We start from the raw sequence: 15,035 nt of genomic DNA on the forward strand, positions 1-15,035 counted from the left end.
AATTTGTTAATTTTATCGAGATTATTTGTGACTATTCTACCCTCAAACGTCAAACACACGTGGCTACTCTGAAATCTCAGACCATTCAAGCGTCAGATGCTCTGGTCAAACAAATCATATGGTTGTCTATCTTACTGGGCGCGGTGGGCAATATGTGGTTGATATGTAAGCTGCTCTTCGGCTAACCGTGAAGGCAATTGAAGCCGGTTATCGGAGCCAGTCCATTTCAGTGCTCTCTTTTGAGGGGCCAGCGCCTGTGATCAATTAGATCGTCTAGATTCAAAATCCAGATGACTAGGAGCGAATAGACAACAAAGGACCAAATGACTATCATGACATTGAGGTTAGGGCAAAATGTACATTTGTCTACTTTATGTACATAGTTATAAGCTAACGATCACTTAAGCAATAAGTTGGCCATTTATTAAGTATAATTTAATTATTAAGAAATTTCCTAAGTATTTAACCGGGCTTAGACTGGGTCTTGCCTGTCGATTCCATACCTCGGCCCCCAGGAAGCGCCGACAAACAGAAATGGCGCCAGCTGATTTAATTAGAGCGGCATCACCTGCCCAGCTGACCTAACAAAAAAGCGAACGGGTCGTACCCGTTCGCTTTCCATTCTATCCACACCATAAGGGAATTGCCCTTATTGTACACAAAGAAACATGTTTTAGCCTATCTGGGCTTAGTTAACGAGGTAGCGGCCTTTTGTCTAGTATCAGCTATCAAAAAGCAATACCTGAGGCTTATCAGAGAACATACTGACAAAGTATTTACGAGCAAAACAACATTGATTCATGTCGATGCGCAGCAAAACTGCCCGGACGCGGGATCGCTGCGCTCACGCTTAATCATGGTTCAGTAGGGAGTTGTCCACCAGGAGTACGGCGTGACCTATTATGCCTCCTTAAGTCAAATGGTAGTGACTACCATAAAAGTGTTTGTTCATCCCGCCATGGAGGCGCTGGTGAAGCTGATCCTTTGGGCAGCTGTGTTAGTGGGCTCAAGACGTGTAGCCCGTGCGTCGTACAGGGTAATTACTCATCTGGTGTAACCAGTGTATACTTACTACTCAGTAGCCGGAGGTTCAGGTACGTAAACAACCAGAATCTCCGGCACAGCTACCTCGTTGACCTCTCCAGTAAATACCTTGTCTTGACTAAGCGGTTTAATCTAACCTGCAGCTAGCTATTTTCATCACTGCTTTAGGCGTTTACATGTCTGCTACTGCTCAAGGCTCACTAGCTTGTGTACCGGTGCGATTGATAATCGTTCTGCTCGCACTTAGGCGTACCACTTAGTGCTTCCGCACAGGTACAAGTAGGTATAAATGGTAGTAGCGGGCATTGACTCCTGTCAGTTTTGTCAGTGGGTCATCTAGCCGTTTTTGAATGCTTAATCCCTCTTTGTTTAGTACCCAAACTACCATTAAGAGTTAAAGTCAATATCACGCTGTCCACATCCTGCACCCGTTGAAGCACGCTTATGATAATGGTGAATATCCTGATAAAGTATGCACCGAAGTTGTTGTAAGGCGAAGCGATAGCGCGTTTTTACCGTGCCCAAAGGAAGACCCAGTGCCTGAGCTACTTCTTCGCGGGTGTACGCTTGATTATAGACCAAATCAATGATCTCCTGGTATTTGGGGGCTAAGTGAGCGGTGACAGAGTAGTGTAAGGGCCCCTCGCTAGTTGTAGAAAAACAGGGCTCATCCGTCAGATAAGGAGCTGCCGTCTGAAGCCGTTTTTGGTGCTTTAGCTCATCCAGGGCTAGGTTCCGGGCGATAGTCAGCATCCAGGTGAGTAGCTTTCCCTGCTGGGCATCATAAGCCTGCCTGTTCAACCATATTTTTAGGAACGCATCCTGGAGCAGGTCTTCCGCCCGCCCCCGATCATGGAGCATGCGCACCAGTAACCTGAGCAGGCCAGGCGCATAAGTTGTATACAGGGTAGCAAAGGCTGCAGGATGGTCAGCCAGTAAGCTAGCAATCAAGTGCTCTTCGGCCTGGGGAGAAGGCGACATAATAAACCGTTAACTCGTGAGGGAATGGCCCCTGCTTAAACTGGCAACTGATCAAAATGTTGAGCAAGATTTACGCAACGCAAACAACTGATTCGAAGAGTTAATAATGCCGTTCAGTAGATCACTAACAAATACCCTGCTAGCCTCTCGCCGCCTGGCGAATTTTTCGCTTGAACCCTCTAAGCAGTCTGTAAACTGCGCTCAACGTTGGGAACTTGCTTAGGGAGCGTACTGCGTAGACTCTGAGGCTGAGCAACGATCCGCGCTCCTGTCCAAGTCGAGGCCACGACCATACCGGCCGCCACCAGGATGATGTCTTTGATGATATACTGTGCCGCCAGCGTAGGGGCGTGGGTGGAGCTGAGGAAGAGTTCACCGGGGAAAATCACCAGGGGCGACATCGCCCCAATCATCTGGGCGGCCATTAGCCAGACACCCACCCTGAGAAAGCGGCCCGTCAGAAAGCAGACACCAATGACCGTTTCTAAGCCCGCCACAAAAACCATGGCGCTATGACCTGACAAAATACCAAAGGTTAGCACGGTCGTGGTCCGCGTGGCCAGATCCTCAATAGGGCTGATGCCTGGGAAGAACTTCAGTATCCCAAAGCCAAAAAACACAATACCCATCCCGATCCGAAGCAGGGCAATACTGTGGGCGACAAGCCATCGATTGATGCTGGTATCCAGCCGGTCAAACTGGGTGAAGAGGTTAGTTAGCGTTTTCATCGTGTTGAGCAACAGTTCGCTACACCTACGGGGAAAACACCATAACTAGATTCACCCAGCGGTTAATTTAAATAGTGCAATAAATTGTAGCTTTCATCTAGTACTGACAGATTTAGTTCATTTGTTTCGAGAAAGGGTTTTGCCTGAGTTAGATTGTTGTAGAAGATAATAGATAGTGATAAAAAAGAGAATGGGTGATCAATATATCCCCTGATAAACGTATCAAATTGGTAGGAATAGGCTGAAAGTAGCCCCCTGCCCCGGCTGGCTGGTCGCCGTAATGGCTCCCCATGGTTGGCCGCGACTTTCTCACAAATAGCCAGCCCGATACCCCCCTCTAGCTGGCACCTCGAAGCAACTATCTTTTAGTAGAGATATAGCGAACTATCCGTACACGTACAAAAAGCAAGACCCCTAATTCTTAACGAGTTAGGGGTCTCTGTATAATCTGGCGGTCCGGACGGGACAACTCAACAGTACTGATTACTAGACATTTATAGTATCAATTCATATTAGGTATCAAACGAGTATCAAAAAGGAAGAAATGCATATAAGCTAAGGCTTTGCTACCCTTATTATATAATGCCTTTGTATTCATTAGCTAATAGGGTCCCTGCCCCCTACGCCTCGTTCCGCGAGCACTGCATGACCGGTTCGCACAATGTCATTAAAGGGTATAGTGATTATAAGTTATACCATGCTCAAATACGTTCGATTTTTACACCTTGCCTGCATTGGATATTAGCAATGGCCTACTCAGAGAGATGAATGTCCCAGGTAAGTGGACTCTGCAAAGCTAGCCAACCAACCACGTAACCAAACAAACTGAGAGAGGCCGACACTGTCGAGCCGAGTCTAGCCAACCGTGGCACTCAGGTACGTTCGCTTGTCGAATGAGACGCTTTTTACGCGTTCTGTCCACCGGGCATTGATCTGTCGGACATGACGTGAAACACAGACAGAAGACCGGCAATAATCAAGCTATCATCCTGTCAACCAGAGCAATTAGCCATACTGAAACACCCAAAAAAACAGCAAAATGTATAGTAGTATACAGAAACACACAGTTAGAACAAAAAGTGAAATGATGTTCAATGCACTTCTGAATTGGGGATTCATCACTTTTTTACTTGTCTTCACTGTAAGGTACAAAACCAACAGAAAAGGAAGCCCTAAATACGTAGTCGCCAAATCGCGCAAGCTATCTGCCGAAAAAGTAGCTTCCAATAAGATCATATAGCGTTTGAATCTCTTTTATACTGACGCTTTGAAATGTGAACCAACCCGATTAATCAGAGCTTTCAGCCTGTCGACCGAGACGCGCCCACGCCACCTGCTTGGACGGGCCACCCAACAGTATAAAGGGCGCAATGGCACTAGACTACAACTCTGTGACAATCAACCACTGAAAGTTCACTTCTCTCCTCGCCCAATCGATTCAACTCACAGCCAATTAAAGCATGATTATACCGACTTATTAGCATATTAAGCAGACAATTGACTAAATGGTAGACGGAGGCTTAAACCTTGATAGTTGAATAGGCCATACTATTAACCTTATCCGTAATTGTAAACCAGACGGATTTAGTAACGTTTAGACAACCAGCTTGATGACCTATGCTTACTGTAGCTGTTATGGAATACAGTCAGCTTGGCCTTAACGTTCCGACTGAATTTGCTCAAATTCCTGTGCCAAATCGCTATATACCTGCTTCTTATTCTTTCAGAACGACGGGTGGGAGTAGGTAATCACTGAAATACCATTCCAGCTGCCCAGACTGTACGTAGCAGACACCCGTTTCATATTGTTGACAAACAAATGCTCCGTGTAATAATCATACCGAAAACAACTGATGAGTTGCAAGGACATTACCACGATCACAATTACGTATACATAGATGAGGAGAGAGACCGTGCTGCTAACAACAAAATGACCGCTTGAGACATTATTGGTATCAAACTCGTTGTAGAAGTACACTTTTAAATCACACAACTGTGGCAGAATTTTTTATTCATGTAGAGCTCTTAGAAGCTGATTCCACTCATTACACTGAATTGCACCATATTATGGTGCAAGATGGCTTCCACGATTTTGTAGAGACAGAGGACAAAAAAACGCGATATAGCTTGGGGCAGGGGCTATTTCGATCTTTTTGGGCACTAGGTCACGAAGAGATTCAATCCAACAATCACGTTGCTTCTCAAATGCTATTCGTAGCGAAACAATCAATTGAGAAACTGGGAAAACCCTACAGAGTGCTTGTGACTAGGAACGCGCTTGCAACAGGTTCTGGACTAAGGCCACGCTTTAAGTACGATGTTGAAATTTTTTCTAGTGTGGAAAACGACATAGCAAGTGAGACCCCACAATAATACTTACATAAAAGAAGCCAGCTCAGTGAGCTGGCTTCTTTTATGTAAGTATTATTGTGAAATATTTAGATTCAGGCTTCCCATGAGTTTTAACGGTTATCTTATATAACTCCTCATCAAACGTGAAAAGCGAAGAGAAAAAACAGGCTGCTGAATGTGAAGAATCGACATATAAGACAGCTGTGAAAGGAACTAATGGCGAGACTGACGCAAGCGCCACGACTAAAATTGCCTTCTTTATTACGCCTTTAGGTGGAGATAGCTCTGAAATTCGTCGGGCGACAGATGGGATTATCAACGCAGTTATCGAACCTGCACTAAAGCAATTTAACATTCAGTTAGTGCCTCCTCATAAAATCAAAAATCCAGGAAACATTACCCGGCAGATTGTGAGGTATATCTTGGAGTGTGATCTAGTTATTGCTAACCTGACAGGCTTAAACGCTAATGTGATGTACGAATTAGCTATTCGACATGCTAGGCGCAAGCCAGTGATTGTAATTGCTGAAATCGGAACTACTCTTCCATTTGATATAGCAGCTGAGCGAACCATATTTTATAAAAATGACATGGGCGGGGCAGTTGAGCTCATGGCTCGACTGATCGACACTATACCTGTAGCACTTGAAGATCAAAATCCAGAAAATCCTGTTTATAGCGGATTAGAGTCATCAATCATACAGGAGCAAATTAAGGAGGGGGGAGGTAGCCAATTACAAGCTTACGTAATTGACAAATTAGATCAACTTACAGATAGCGTCGCATCAATGAGGAACAACTTTGATACTCAAAGAACAGCTAGTATGTACGCTACAAATAACTCCGCCAGAACTATGTGGGCAGTAACATTAAAGTATCCTACTTATGAGAAGGTTGAACAAGCTAAGAAGGTGATCAATAAATATCTCCCTGAAGCTATTATTGGTACAGATACAAAGGGGGAGCTTATTTTGATTGGGCTTTCTGATACTCTTGAATCAAAGAGTAAGGTAACCTCACTTTACGAGAGATTAATGAACAGTGGTATCGCAGCAGAAAGCATATTGCCGGTAGGGTAATTGACCTCAAACCGTCCGATTCCCAACCTCTGAGCGATCCAAGAAATGGGTGGGCTTCAGGGAGGCTTCATTCGACAAATAGAATTGCAGCGAAGGGGGATCATAAAGTTATAACTTTCTCGACCTACCCAAATGAACAATTGCCAGACTTAATACCAGTCCAAAACAGAGGTCAAAAAGTAGGGCCACTAAGTTTAGATCGTCTAACTTAGTGGCCCTAACTTTTTGACCTTTATGAACCACGTTTTCGGGTATGCCCGCGTATCGACCACTGATCAGAACCTTGACACCCAACTTGACGCCCTTAAGCGGGCCGGATGCCACGAAATTTTTCAAGATAAAATTACTGGCGTAAGCACCAGCCGTCCGGCACTTGACCGGATGCTAACCAAGCTCCGACCTGGTGACACGGTGATGGTGGCCCGCTTCATTAGACTCGGCCGGAGCCGGGATCACTTAATCACGCTAATGCGTGACTTTGTTCAGCAAGGTATCCAATTTCAGGCGTTAGATTTGGGCGTTGACAGTAGTACACCGGCCGGGAAGCTGGTGCTCGACATTTTTGCTGCGCTGGCTGAATATGATCGGGAGAGTCTGAATGAACGTACCCGCGTCGGTCGGGAACTGGCGAAGGCAAAAGGCACCTACATGGGTAGACCTGCTGGTCTTGACCCCGTCAAGTTGGAAAAGATTAAGACCGCAGCTTTGGCGGGTTTATCAATAACTGACATTGTTAAACTAACAGGTATCAGTATGTCTACAGTAAAGCGATACCGAGGGATAATATTATGACTAGAGTACTGGTCGCTTATATATTGCCTTGTTAAAACATAAAACATTTAATCTAAAGCTGTAGAATATGGAATTTCGTTATAAACATGTCTTCGATTTTATTAATCAATTTGAAACACCAAAGGAAGGAATTTTAAAACAGAAAAATTCTACTCTGGATCAAGTTCAAGCAAAATTAATGTTAAATGAATCTGAGTTTGCAATCCGCTTTTCTATAGACAATATTGAGACAAGAATAAACAAAAAACCAATTCATAAAAATGTATTTTTTTCAGGTATTGATCAACTTAAATTTACTACCTTCTTTATAAATCATAGCTATTTTAATATTTCTACGAATAGCCCATTCATAGAACACTACAATGCCCAGCTTAGTCAAATAGAATCTAAAAATTTCAATTCAAAAAAAGATTTTTTTTACAGGTTAGTAATTCCAGTCAAAGAAAAAGTAGACATTATTTTTAAAATTCAAGATACTGTTTTTAAAACAGAACTTGGAAGGAGTAGAACAGGCACATGTACCATTATTGATAGTGTTGAATATAATGTACATTGCATTGAAGATAAAAATACAAACAGGCACTTCTTGGTTATAAATTCTTCCAAAGAACAGAACATAAATATCTTTAGAAAAAAATCTTTTTCTGTACTAATTGGCTTAGGTTATTTATTAGGGTATTATGCGGGTGGGCGTGGATATTATATCGCTTATAATAATATCCAGATGGATAGTATTCATCAATATTTACATTCTGAATTACGCGACACGATGCAATCTTCATACCATCCTGTCTATGCTAATGCATATGGATGGTCAAGAAACAGGAAGCACCTAAAAAGGAAGATGGAACCTGTGAGTATAAAAGACTTTAGTAAATTGTGTCAGAAAATAGATGGGTCTCTTGATTTTGCATCCGTTTGTTTATCTATCATAGAAGTTTCTACATCCTCCCTTTTTCCTATGGCTTGCGGTTATGCTGTAGCTCTGGAATCCTTATCAGAGATTATCTTATCTGATTGGGAGCAGAATGGAGTTTCTAGTGCTCCTATTACTGATAAAAAGGTGTCTAAGCTTTTAGTACGAGAACTTATAAAAACTCTTCATCAAATCTGCCCTCCTTCATCAACGCCCGAAAACTCACTAACTCCATTACAAAAGAGAATTGAAAACGTCAATCAAAAAACAAACTTCAATGCACTAAAAGCACCATTCGAACTCTACGGCATTAATTTGACAGAGCAAGACATTGATGTATTGAAGACGCGTAATGATTTCCTACATGGTAGAATACCATTACTTGCAAAAGACGCTAATGACACTATAGACAATCTAAATAAAGGTCTATTTTATGCCGCAATCAGACTTTATACATTAGTTAATATACAGATTTTAAAATACATTGGTTTTAGTGGATGGATCGTAAATTACCCTAAGCGTTTCGAAAAGTATCATAAGATTAAGTTACCATTAGAAAAAACGTTCAGAAAGATTTGATGCCGTTTCATAAGCTATGGTGAACTCAGTCAAGAAAACCATAAGATATATTGCTACTATTATTTAGTATTAAAAAAGTCAAAAACATTAATCTGCTCCCGTTTTCTCTGTTCGCTCAGGTGCACATACTGCATAGTGGTCTGAATCTTTAGCCCATGTATCCCTGGAGCATGGCAAGATTCAGACTACTATGAAATTTGTGCACATAAGTGAGCGCAGAAAACGAGAGCAGATTAGTGTATTTGATCACTTCAATAAATAAACGATTAATTTGTAATTCCAATCTTGTCAAGTAGACTCTTTTTCTCTAAAAACTCTAAAATTGTAACCAAAGAACTAATTGTTTTTTTACTTAAATGTGAATTGTAAACCGAAAAATTAACATTTTTGGGAAAGTTTTCAAATGTAGATTCATAATAACTGTGACTAGAATTATACAAGTTATCCTTATCCCACTTTATAGGGATGGACACGCTATCCCCAAAAACATTTGAAGATGGTCTTTGCATTTCAAATACGTCTTGACCACTTCCGAGCGTATATCGCCCTTTTCCAAGCGAGAATATTATATCGTCAGCTTTATCGTTATTCCAACAGCTTATAAAATGTATAATAGGTAAAAAGGCGGCGAGAAATATGGTTGTTTTGTCTATAGGAATTGACATGTGACGATTAGTCAAGGTAGAGATTTCTTCTCTGAAGTGTTTATAATCTCCAAAAATGGTAGTTAGAATTGGTATAATTTGAAATAATGGAAAATCACCACTTTTTATAGAAAAACTATTTACTTTACTATTAAAATACTTTCCATATCCCGTTGTGAATTTCTGGTTAGTTGAGCCAGATGGAAAAAAACTATATATATGGGCGTTTGGGTCGTGTATTGAAAATGCTGGAATTTTGAATGACCCTAAATCGAAAGCATTTACTTTGTAACTTTTGTTGTATTTAATGATAGATCTTATAGATATCTTATTGGTTTCAACAAAGAAAGAAAGCAAGATCCCTAAAAGCGCGATGGTGTCTTGGTTTAGCTCTTCCGAAAATAAGCTTTGACAATGATATGAAATTGCTGACTGATTGTTAAAATGAAAAATTTCAGATGAATAAAATTTCTCCATGTAGCCATTGAAGTCAACATTTTCCCCATACTTGTGTTTGTATATATTTCTTATATTATCAATACTGCAAACAATTATTAGTTTGTCAAACCCAAATTTATCTTCTCCATCTTTAGAGCCACGATGAACGCTTAGAATGTTCAGGATTCTAAATATATGCTCTGGGTCTAGTCTATCAAAGTCATCTATAATTAATACGTTTTCTATGTCAATAATATCTTCAGTATCGCTATAGTCAGTATTAACTTTGTGTTGTATCTTGATTGTTTCTAAAGCTAATTGTATGGATTGAGTTATTAAATCTTCTTCATAAATAGAACCTGTTACCTTATCTTGCTTTGACGCAAAATCGTAAATGTCATCTCTATTGCTTTTGAAAGATTTATTAAGTTTCTTCTTCCACGCTTCATAACTTTTTATACTTGCTAACCCTTGTAAGAGCAATTTAGACCCCTTCTTTACCAAAAGCGCTTCGGGTGTATTGAAATCATCAGGAATGTCGATGTTATCAATTACTTGTAATATGGTGGTCGCAATCTCACGAGAATTTTTAAGGATATATTGATATAAGAAAGAACCTTCAGAAAAATCAGGTTTGTTTTCTGATATTAATTCTGGGCAGGCTAAAAGCTGTATCGCTATATCTGTCTTTATGTATTCGAATATGTCTTCGTTTTGACCAACTACATATTTGACTGGAGATAACCAGAATGTTTTATATTTTTCTTTGCGGTTAGTAAAGAAGTCATTTAGGAAGTAAGTTTTACCATATCCAAACGGAGCTGATAATAATATGTATTTATTATCAGGTTTATTAAGATGGCTTTCAAAAAGGGATATCGGATTGTCTAGATTGACTATCATGAAATTTTAAATATTTAGCTTGTAGTTGTTAATAAAATTGCTAACCGTCTGTCTGTCAACACCCATAATTCTCCCGATGGCGGAGTGTGAAACTTTGGACTTTAGCAGCTCTCTGATTGCTGACTCTTTGCCGGAGAGTTTTACTGACGCATTTAGACTTCCCTTTGGCCTACCAAGTTGCATTCCTTCCGCCTTCTTACGTGCTAGCGCCTCGGTAGTACGCTGACTAATTAGGTTCCGCTCGATCTCGGCGGATAGACTAAAAGCAAAGGCTAGCACCTTTGAGTTGATGTTGTTACCTAGCTCGTATCCTTCTTTGATGGCGAATACCCGGACATCGCGCTCCATGCAATCGTGCAGAATGCTCATGATTTCCATCAGCGATCGGCCGAGCCTGGATAGTTCCGTTACGTATAAAACATCCTTCGCCTTCATTGATGCAAGTAAACTTCCCAGGGCGCGGTCTGCTGCCGACCTGGTGCCACTGGCAGTTTCCTCAATCCACTGATCAACGTGCACACGATCGGCGCTGGTCTTCTTCAGGATCTCGAAACGCTGGTTTTCGGCGGTTTGGCGGTCGGTTGATACCCGGATGTAGGCGTAAATCATAGGGTGCTTGGTTAAACCCATTCAAGTCGTTAAATATAGGCAAGTATTGAGAGATTTTAACGCCACTTAGTATACATCATATGTGGGGTAGATAAACGCTCATTTAATGGCCATAACCTATCTGTTTGCGACTATTCTAGGTTAGTTTCAAACTATTTTTAAAAACCGTTTTCTGGTTTGGAATCGGAGACACTAAGTGGCCTTTTGCTTCAGCAAATTTTGAACCGGTAAAACGACGGGTCCTCAAAAGCTAATATCAATCGTACTTATGCTATAGCCCTAGTTCTATTAGATTTATTAACATTACACATGCCACAAAGAGGCGCTAGATTTAAGAGGTTATTCTTACACATGCGCCTAAGGTCTTCAAGGCCATTGACAGAGTCCACCAGCGTCAGAAAGGCACTTCCCTCTTCGTTAGTTGTCCATTTGGCAGCGGCAGATATAGTAGCGAACTGAGTTACAATACCCCGCCCTCTCCCTTTGGGCATCAGCTTAAAGTTCAGTCCAAAATCGGCGAGATTTGCTATATCTAATGCAACTCCTTTTAGTCCATTTGGCACTTGATCGGTTAGTCTCAATGCGCGTAGCGTCTTAAGGGCATGAAGATCCGTGTTAATACCCCCCTCTTGGGGCATGTAGTGATCAACTTGAATAGCATCCTCCGGCAAAATAATGCCACAACTGTGACAGGGGATAGTGGATATCGACTGGGGAGTTGAAGGACCAGCTCCTGTCTTGAAATTCATTGGGCGGTTCTTAGCGCGGTAGAGCACGCGCCAGTTTGGCTCGGTTTTTACGTCTCCATGTACAGAGCCTATATTTAGGCCGTCAATGATATTAGCATAATTAAGAGCCGCCGCTTTTGTCAGGATCATCCTATTGGGTGCCACAGGGTAAGGTGAGGAACTGTGTGGATTCTTTGGTGTCCTCATGACTCTGTTTGAAGCGCTACGAGGAGGCGCAGTAGTAACGCCAGCCGTAGTTAATAAGACTGAAGTAGTCACGCCACCTAGCGGGGTGCTGTGAATAGCACCACTTATCCCTTTAACAAGGGGCACATTGACTGGATACTGATCCGATAGGCTGCCAAATGCATCTTCGATGATCCGTCTTGCTAATTGATACATCTTTCGACTTAATTGAGGTTAATATTAGTATAGCATATTTCATGAAGTAGTAGATAAAGACGAAACTAAATTGAGCATTTTGACCCAATGCGGCGTTGGTATTTATTGAGCGGTTTGTCGTGTTTTAAGCAGGTACTGTCCTTTAACTAATTGATAGAGAAACGGCAAACAGCCATTAGGCTTGATTTAGCATATGAATGATGTCTTCCTCTGAAACATCGACATGCTCGGCATACCGTTTGAGCGGTATAACAGATACGTAAGTCCCTACGACCTGAGCCCCCCGTTTCTTAACAGGCGATCAAGAAAGGATTGGGTTATACCGTTAAACCAATGACTCACCTTTATGCAAAGCTGCATCTCGGCATCAGTTATCTCGTAACCGTCGCTGCTTTTGGGGTGTGTAATGTGATTACGAATTTTGATAGCCTCTTGAAAATTCTGCCATGCAGTTGTTCCTACGTCTAAGTTGATACCTGCGCTGTGCCGATAGTTAATTACCTTGACCGTAAACTGCAGATTTTCAGTTGAGGAGAGAAACTTTGACTGTTCTCTTATATTACCATTACCTTTCAATTAATACTCTGTTTCAGATAGCAGCAAATACTCACTCATGGGCATTTCAGGGGAGTTCGGTGACTTTACAGCCGATAAACATCCCTGTTTCATCAACCAGGTGCTTCCTTCTATACTGGTGGCGCTTATCTCATATTGCTGTAGCGATTTATTCGCTGTTTAAAAGTTGCGAATTTAGACATTTCATTGATTTGCCTAATGCTCAACCCTTGTCCTAATACCGGCTAATACCTGACCACTATCATCCCAGTATTCATCACTATTGCCCCAATAGTGCCCCGGTATTAGGACAATACCGGGTGAATAGTGCCTGGTATTACGCCAATACTAGGACACTATTCACCCACTATCATCATAGGGTTTGTCTAATGGAAGACGGTTTGCCTCCATATCGTCTTATTGATATCGCATACGCTTTCAGTAACCCGATTCTGCCCTTTGGCTCTGGCCAACTAAATAAATCTCGTTTAGTAGATGAACTCGCTGCTCCTATCTTTTCCAATCCGGATCATAACCTAATTGCCGCATGATCCGCTCCTTGGTCAGGTTGAAGTAGGTTGCTACCTGCTCTACAGTTAGCGGTAAGTCATAGTTTATCTGATTAGCGTCTTGAATGGTCTTGTACAGCTTGTAAGCGGTTGTTGTGCCCCGGACGGTATAGATGTACTCCGCGAACTCCTTGCGAGAAATGAATAAAGGCTCCTTAGTCAGAATACGCATAGCCGAAAACTAGATTTAGTACATGGGTATATCCCATAAAGATACTTGCCATTTTCGCAATAATTCACCCAGTTACTTGCGCATTTTGTAATAAATAACCTCCCCCTCTGCGTTTATCAACAGCTCACTTAGGATGCAGGCCAAAACAAAACAGGTCCCAAGCAGTGCTCGGGACCTGTACGCTGTCAGCGGTGGACAACTCCAGCTGAACGTTGGCAACTCCTGTCCAATTACTGCCATTACTGCTGTACTCAAGTGAGAAAACTGGCTCTAGGTTGGTGTCCCAACCAGAGAGACAACAGCAAGAACTAAGGTGGGACAGCGTTGGGTCAGTGGCCCGAAAAGGGGATGAGACACTGACCCAACGCCATTTTAAGGCTATCAGGCTACTTTTTAGCGTCTAGAACGCCCTTTGGGACGCTCCTCATCGTCTTCCTCTTGATCCTCCTCCGCATCGTCTTCCTCCTCCGATTCTTCACCGGACACCTCAGTCACCTGATCGTCAAAAAACTCCACAAACCAAGACTTGATGTTGAGGATCTCCTCTTTAGAAAGATCCAGCTCTACGTCATCGGAGAACCACCCCGTCAGATCTTCTTTCGCCTTCTCCCAGAAAGTGAGCAAAGCCTGGAGCGAATGCCAGATATGCAGCTCTTCTTCATCGATCTGGTGCCGATCACAGAAGACAATCAGCTTGTCTTTGAGCGCATCGACACGGACCAGGTATTCATTGACCTCTTCGCCTTCCCAGGTCGATTCCTTACAGTTATCCAGCAGCTCCTGAACCAGGCGGTTAAATTTATTGACCAGTAACGATTTGCGACCTTCGATACGCGTCTGTTCCGCCTGCTCGTCCTGCTCCAGCTGCTTTGTCTGCAAGACCAGCGTAGTCCGCTCGTTTTCGACTTCCTGCTGACGAATAGAGAGCTCTTTAGTCTGCTGGGTTGTCTGCTCCCGGCGAATGGCCAATTCCTCCATCTTAAGCTCGTGGTTGAGTCGGAGTGCTTCGAGCTGCACCTCTTTGTCAATACTACCGCCCTCTGCAAGGGAAGGCAGCTCTCCCACCGATACCGATCCGGGTGTGTCCTTCAGCGCCCGCTCGATAGTGCTTTTGGGCAGGCCCATCATCCCGGCAATTTCCCGGATGGAACAACCGTCTTTTTTCAGATCGGTGGCTTCGGCAACTTGTTTCTCTGTCATACTGATTATTGGTTTGGACAAAGAAAAAGGGCCGAAATTCGGCCCTGTCGTAGTTTGTCAAACGTTGTCGATTCAGTTCTCGATCGTTCCCGATTATTTTCACGGTTCGGTATAGTCGGTTTCCCAAGGGCCGAGAATGGCCACTAACCGGCGTACCTGATCCGGGAAAAAGACCTGTAGTCCCTTAATTTCGTTACGAAGTTTAACTGTCTCGGCCCGGTTATCGCGTTTGAGTCGGCGATTGAAGGTTACGTCAGTCAGTTTGTACTGCGCCAGCAACTCTTTCCGGCGCATGGTACGAATTCGGATTGTGGGGTTGTCTGTGGGTTGCATCGCATTGGGTT

The 15,035-nt window shown here is 42.6% G+C and carries 12 protein-coding genes and 1 pseudogene; 4 read left to right on the forward strand and 9 right to left on the reverse strand.

Annotated elements, in window-relative coordinates:
• Nucleotides 1-1,431 precede the first annotated feature (1,431 nt).
• The 3 genes and pseudogenes from J2I46_RS23490 to J2I46_RS33555 all read right to left on the reverse strand — a co-directional run.
• A complete protein-coding gene (locus J2I46_RS23490; protein WP_207331519.1) occupies nucleotides 1,432-2,025 on the reverse strand; it encodes an RNA polymerase sigma factor in 594 nt (197 codons plus the stop codon).
• A gap of 179 nt (nucleotides 2,026-2,204) precedes the next feature.
• Nucleotides 2,205-2,753 (reverse strand): DoxX family protein, encoded by a 549-nt coding sequence (locus J2I46_RS23495; RefSeq protein ID WP_207331520.1) that lies wholly within the window; start codon nucleotides 2,751-2,753, stop codon nucleotides 2,205-2,207.
• A 222-nt stretch (nucleotides 2,754-2,975) separates the two neighbouring features.
• A pseudogene (locus tag J2I46_RS33555) lies at nucleotides 2,976-3,085 on the reverse strand (ATP-binding protein); the annotation flags it as partial.
• Between the two features lie 1,663 nt (nucleotides 3,086-4,748).
• On the opposite strand from J2I46_RS33555, the gene J2I46_RS23500 reads away from it, so the two are divergent.
• The 4 genes from J2I46_RS23500 (at nucleotide 4,749) to J2I46_RS23515 (ending at nucleotide 8,471) form a co-directional block, all read left to right on the forward strand.
• Entirely contained in the window at nucleotides 4,749-5,126 is a 378-nt protein-coding gene (locus J2I46_RS23500) for a hypothetical protein (protein WP_207331521.1), read from the forward strand.
• Nucleotides 5,127-5,248: 122 nt separating this feature from the next.
• The gene (locus J2I46_RS23505) at nucleotides 5,249-6,184 is read left to right on the forward strand and encodes a hypothetical protein (protein ID WP_207331522.1); all 936 of its coding nucleotides are present in this window, start codon (nucleotides 5,249-5,251) and stop codon (nucleotides 6,182-6,184) included.
• A gap of 234 nt (nucleotides 6,185-6,418) precedes the next feature.
• Nucleotides 6,419-6,976, forward strand: a complete 558-nt coding sequence (locus tag J2I46_RS23510) for a recombinase family protein (RefSeq protein ID WP_207331523.1) — start codon at nucleotides 6,419-6,421, stop codon at nucleotides 6,974-6,976.
• 67 nt (nucleotides 6,977-7,043) lie between these two features.
• Entirely contained in the window at nucleotides 7,044-8,471 is a 1,428-nt protein-coding gene (locus J2I46_RS23515) for a hypothetical protein (RefSeq protein ID WP_207331524.1), read from the forward strand.
• Between the two features lie 266 nt (nucleotides 8,472-8,737).
• On the opposite strand, the gene J2I46_RS23520 is transcribed toward J2I46_RS23515, so the two are convergent.
• The 6 genes from J2I46_RS23520 to J2I46_RS23545 all read right to left on the reverse strand — a co-directional run bounded on the left by J2I46_RS23520 (nucleotide 8,738) and on the right by J2I46_RS23545 (nucleotide 15,024).
• A complete protein-coding gene (locus J2I46_RS23520) occupies nucleotides 8,738-10,456 on the reverse strand; it encodes a P-loop NTPase fold protein (RefSeq protein ID WP_207331525.1) in 1,719 nt (572 codons plus the stop codon).
• A gap of 6 nt (nucleotides 10,457-10,462) precedes the next feature.
• Nucleotides 10,463-11,065, reverse strand: a complete 603-nt coding sequence (locus tag J2I46_RS23525; RefSeq protein WP_207331526.1) for a master DNA invertase Mpi family serine-type recombinase — start codon at nucleotides 11,063-11,065, stop codon at nucleotides 10,463-10,465.
• A gap of 266 nt (nucleotides 11,066-11,331) precedes the next feature.
• Complete coding sequence (locus tag J2I46_RS23530) at nucleotides 11,332-11,943, reverse strand: hypothetical protein (RefSeq protein ID WP_207331527.1); 612 nt, start codon at nucleotides 11,941-11,943, stop codon at nucleotides 11,332-11,334.
• Between the two features lie 1,317 nt (nucleotides 11,944-13,260).
• Nucleotides 13,261-13,491, reverse strand: a complete 231-nt coding sequence (locus J2I46_RS23535; protein ID WP_207331528.1) for a hypothetical protein — start codon at nucleotides 13,489-13,491, stop codon at nucleotides 13,261-13,263.
• 393 nt (nucleotides 13,492-13,884) lie between these two features.
• Nucleotides 13,885-14,691, reverse strand: a complete 807-nt coding sequence (locus J2I46_RS23540) for a hypothetical protein (protein ID WP_207331529.1) — start codon at nucleotides 14,689-14,691, stop codon at nucleotides 13,885-13,887.
• 99 nt (nucleotides 14,692-14,790) lie between these two features.
• Nucleotides 14,791-15,024 carry a hypothetical protein gene (locus J2I46_RS23545; RefSeq protein WP_207331530.1) on the reverse strand — a complete coding sequence of 78 codons (234 nt, stop codon included), beginning with the start codon at nucleotides 15,022-15,024 and terminating at the stop codon, nucleotides 14,791-14,793.
• Nucleotides 15,025-15,035 lie beyond the last annotated feature (11 nt).

Source organism: Fibrella forsythiae (genome assembly GCF_017353175.1).
Taxonomy (GTDB): Bacteria; Bacteroidota; Bacteroidia; order Cytophagales; family Spirosomataceae; genus Fibrella; species Fibrella forsythiae.

Bases quoted from the DNA above. Each gene is read 5' to 3' on its own strand.
- J2I46_RS23495 (WP_207331520.1), bottom strand. From the start codon at position 2,753: ATGAAAACGCTAACTAACCTCTTCACCCAGTTTGACCGGCTGGATACC.
- J2I46_RS23535 (WP_207331528.1), bottom strand. From the start codon at position 13,491: ATGCGTATTCTGACTAAGGAGCCTTTATTCATTTCTCGCAAGGAGTTC.
- J2I46_RS23490 (WP_207331519.1), bottom strand. From the start codon at position 2,025: ATGTCGCCTTCTCCCCAGGCCGAAGAGCACTTGATTGCTAGCTTACTG.
- J2I46_RS23530 (WP_207331527.1), bottom strand. From the start codon at position 11,943: ATGATCCTGACAAAAGCGGCGGCTCTTAATTATGCTAATATCATTGAC.
- J2I46_RS23510 (WP_207331523.1), top strand. From the start codon at position 6,419: ATGAACCACGTTTTCGGGTATGCCCGCGTATCGACCACTGATCAGAAC.
- J2I46_RS23520 (WP_207331525.1), bottom strand. From the start codon at position 10,456: ATGATAGTCAATCTAGACAATCCGATATCCCTTTTTGAAAGCCATCTT.
- J2I46_RS23545 (WP_207331530.1), bottom strand. From the start codon at position 15,024: ATGCAACCCACAGACAACCCCACAATCCGAATTCGTACCATGCGCCGG.
- J2I46_RS23525 (WP_207331526.1), bottom strand. From the start codon at position 11,065: ATGATTTACGCCTACATCCGGGTATCAACCGACCGCCAAACCGCCGAA.
- J2I46_RS23540 (WP_207331529.1), bottom strand. From the start codon at position 14,691: ATGACAGAGAAACAAGTTGCCGAAGCCACCGATCTGAAAAAAGACGGT.
- J2I46_RS23515 (WP_207331524.1), top strand. From the start codon at position 7,044: ATGGAATTTCGTTATAAACATGTCTTCGATTTTATTAATCAATTTGAA.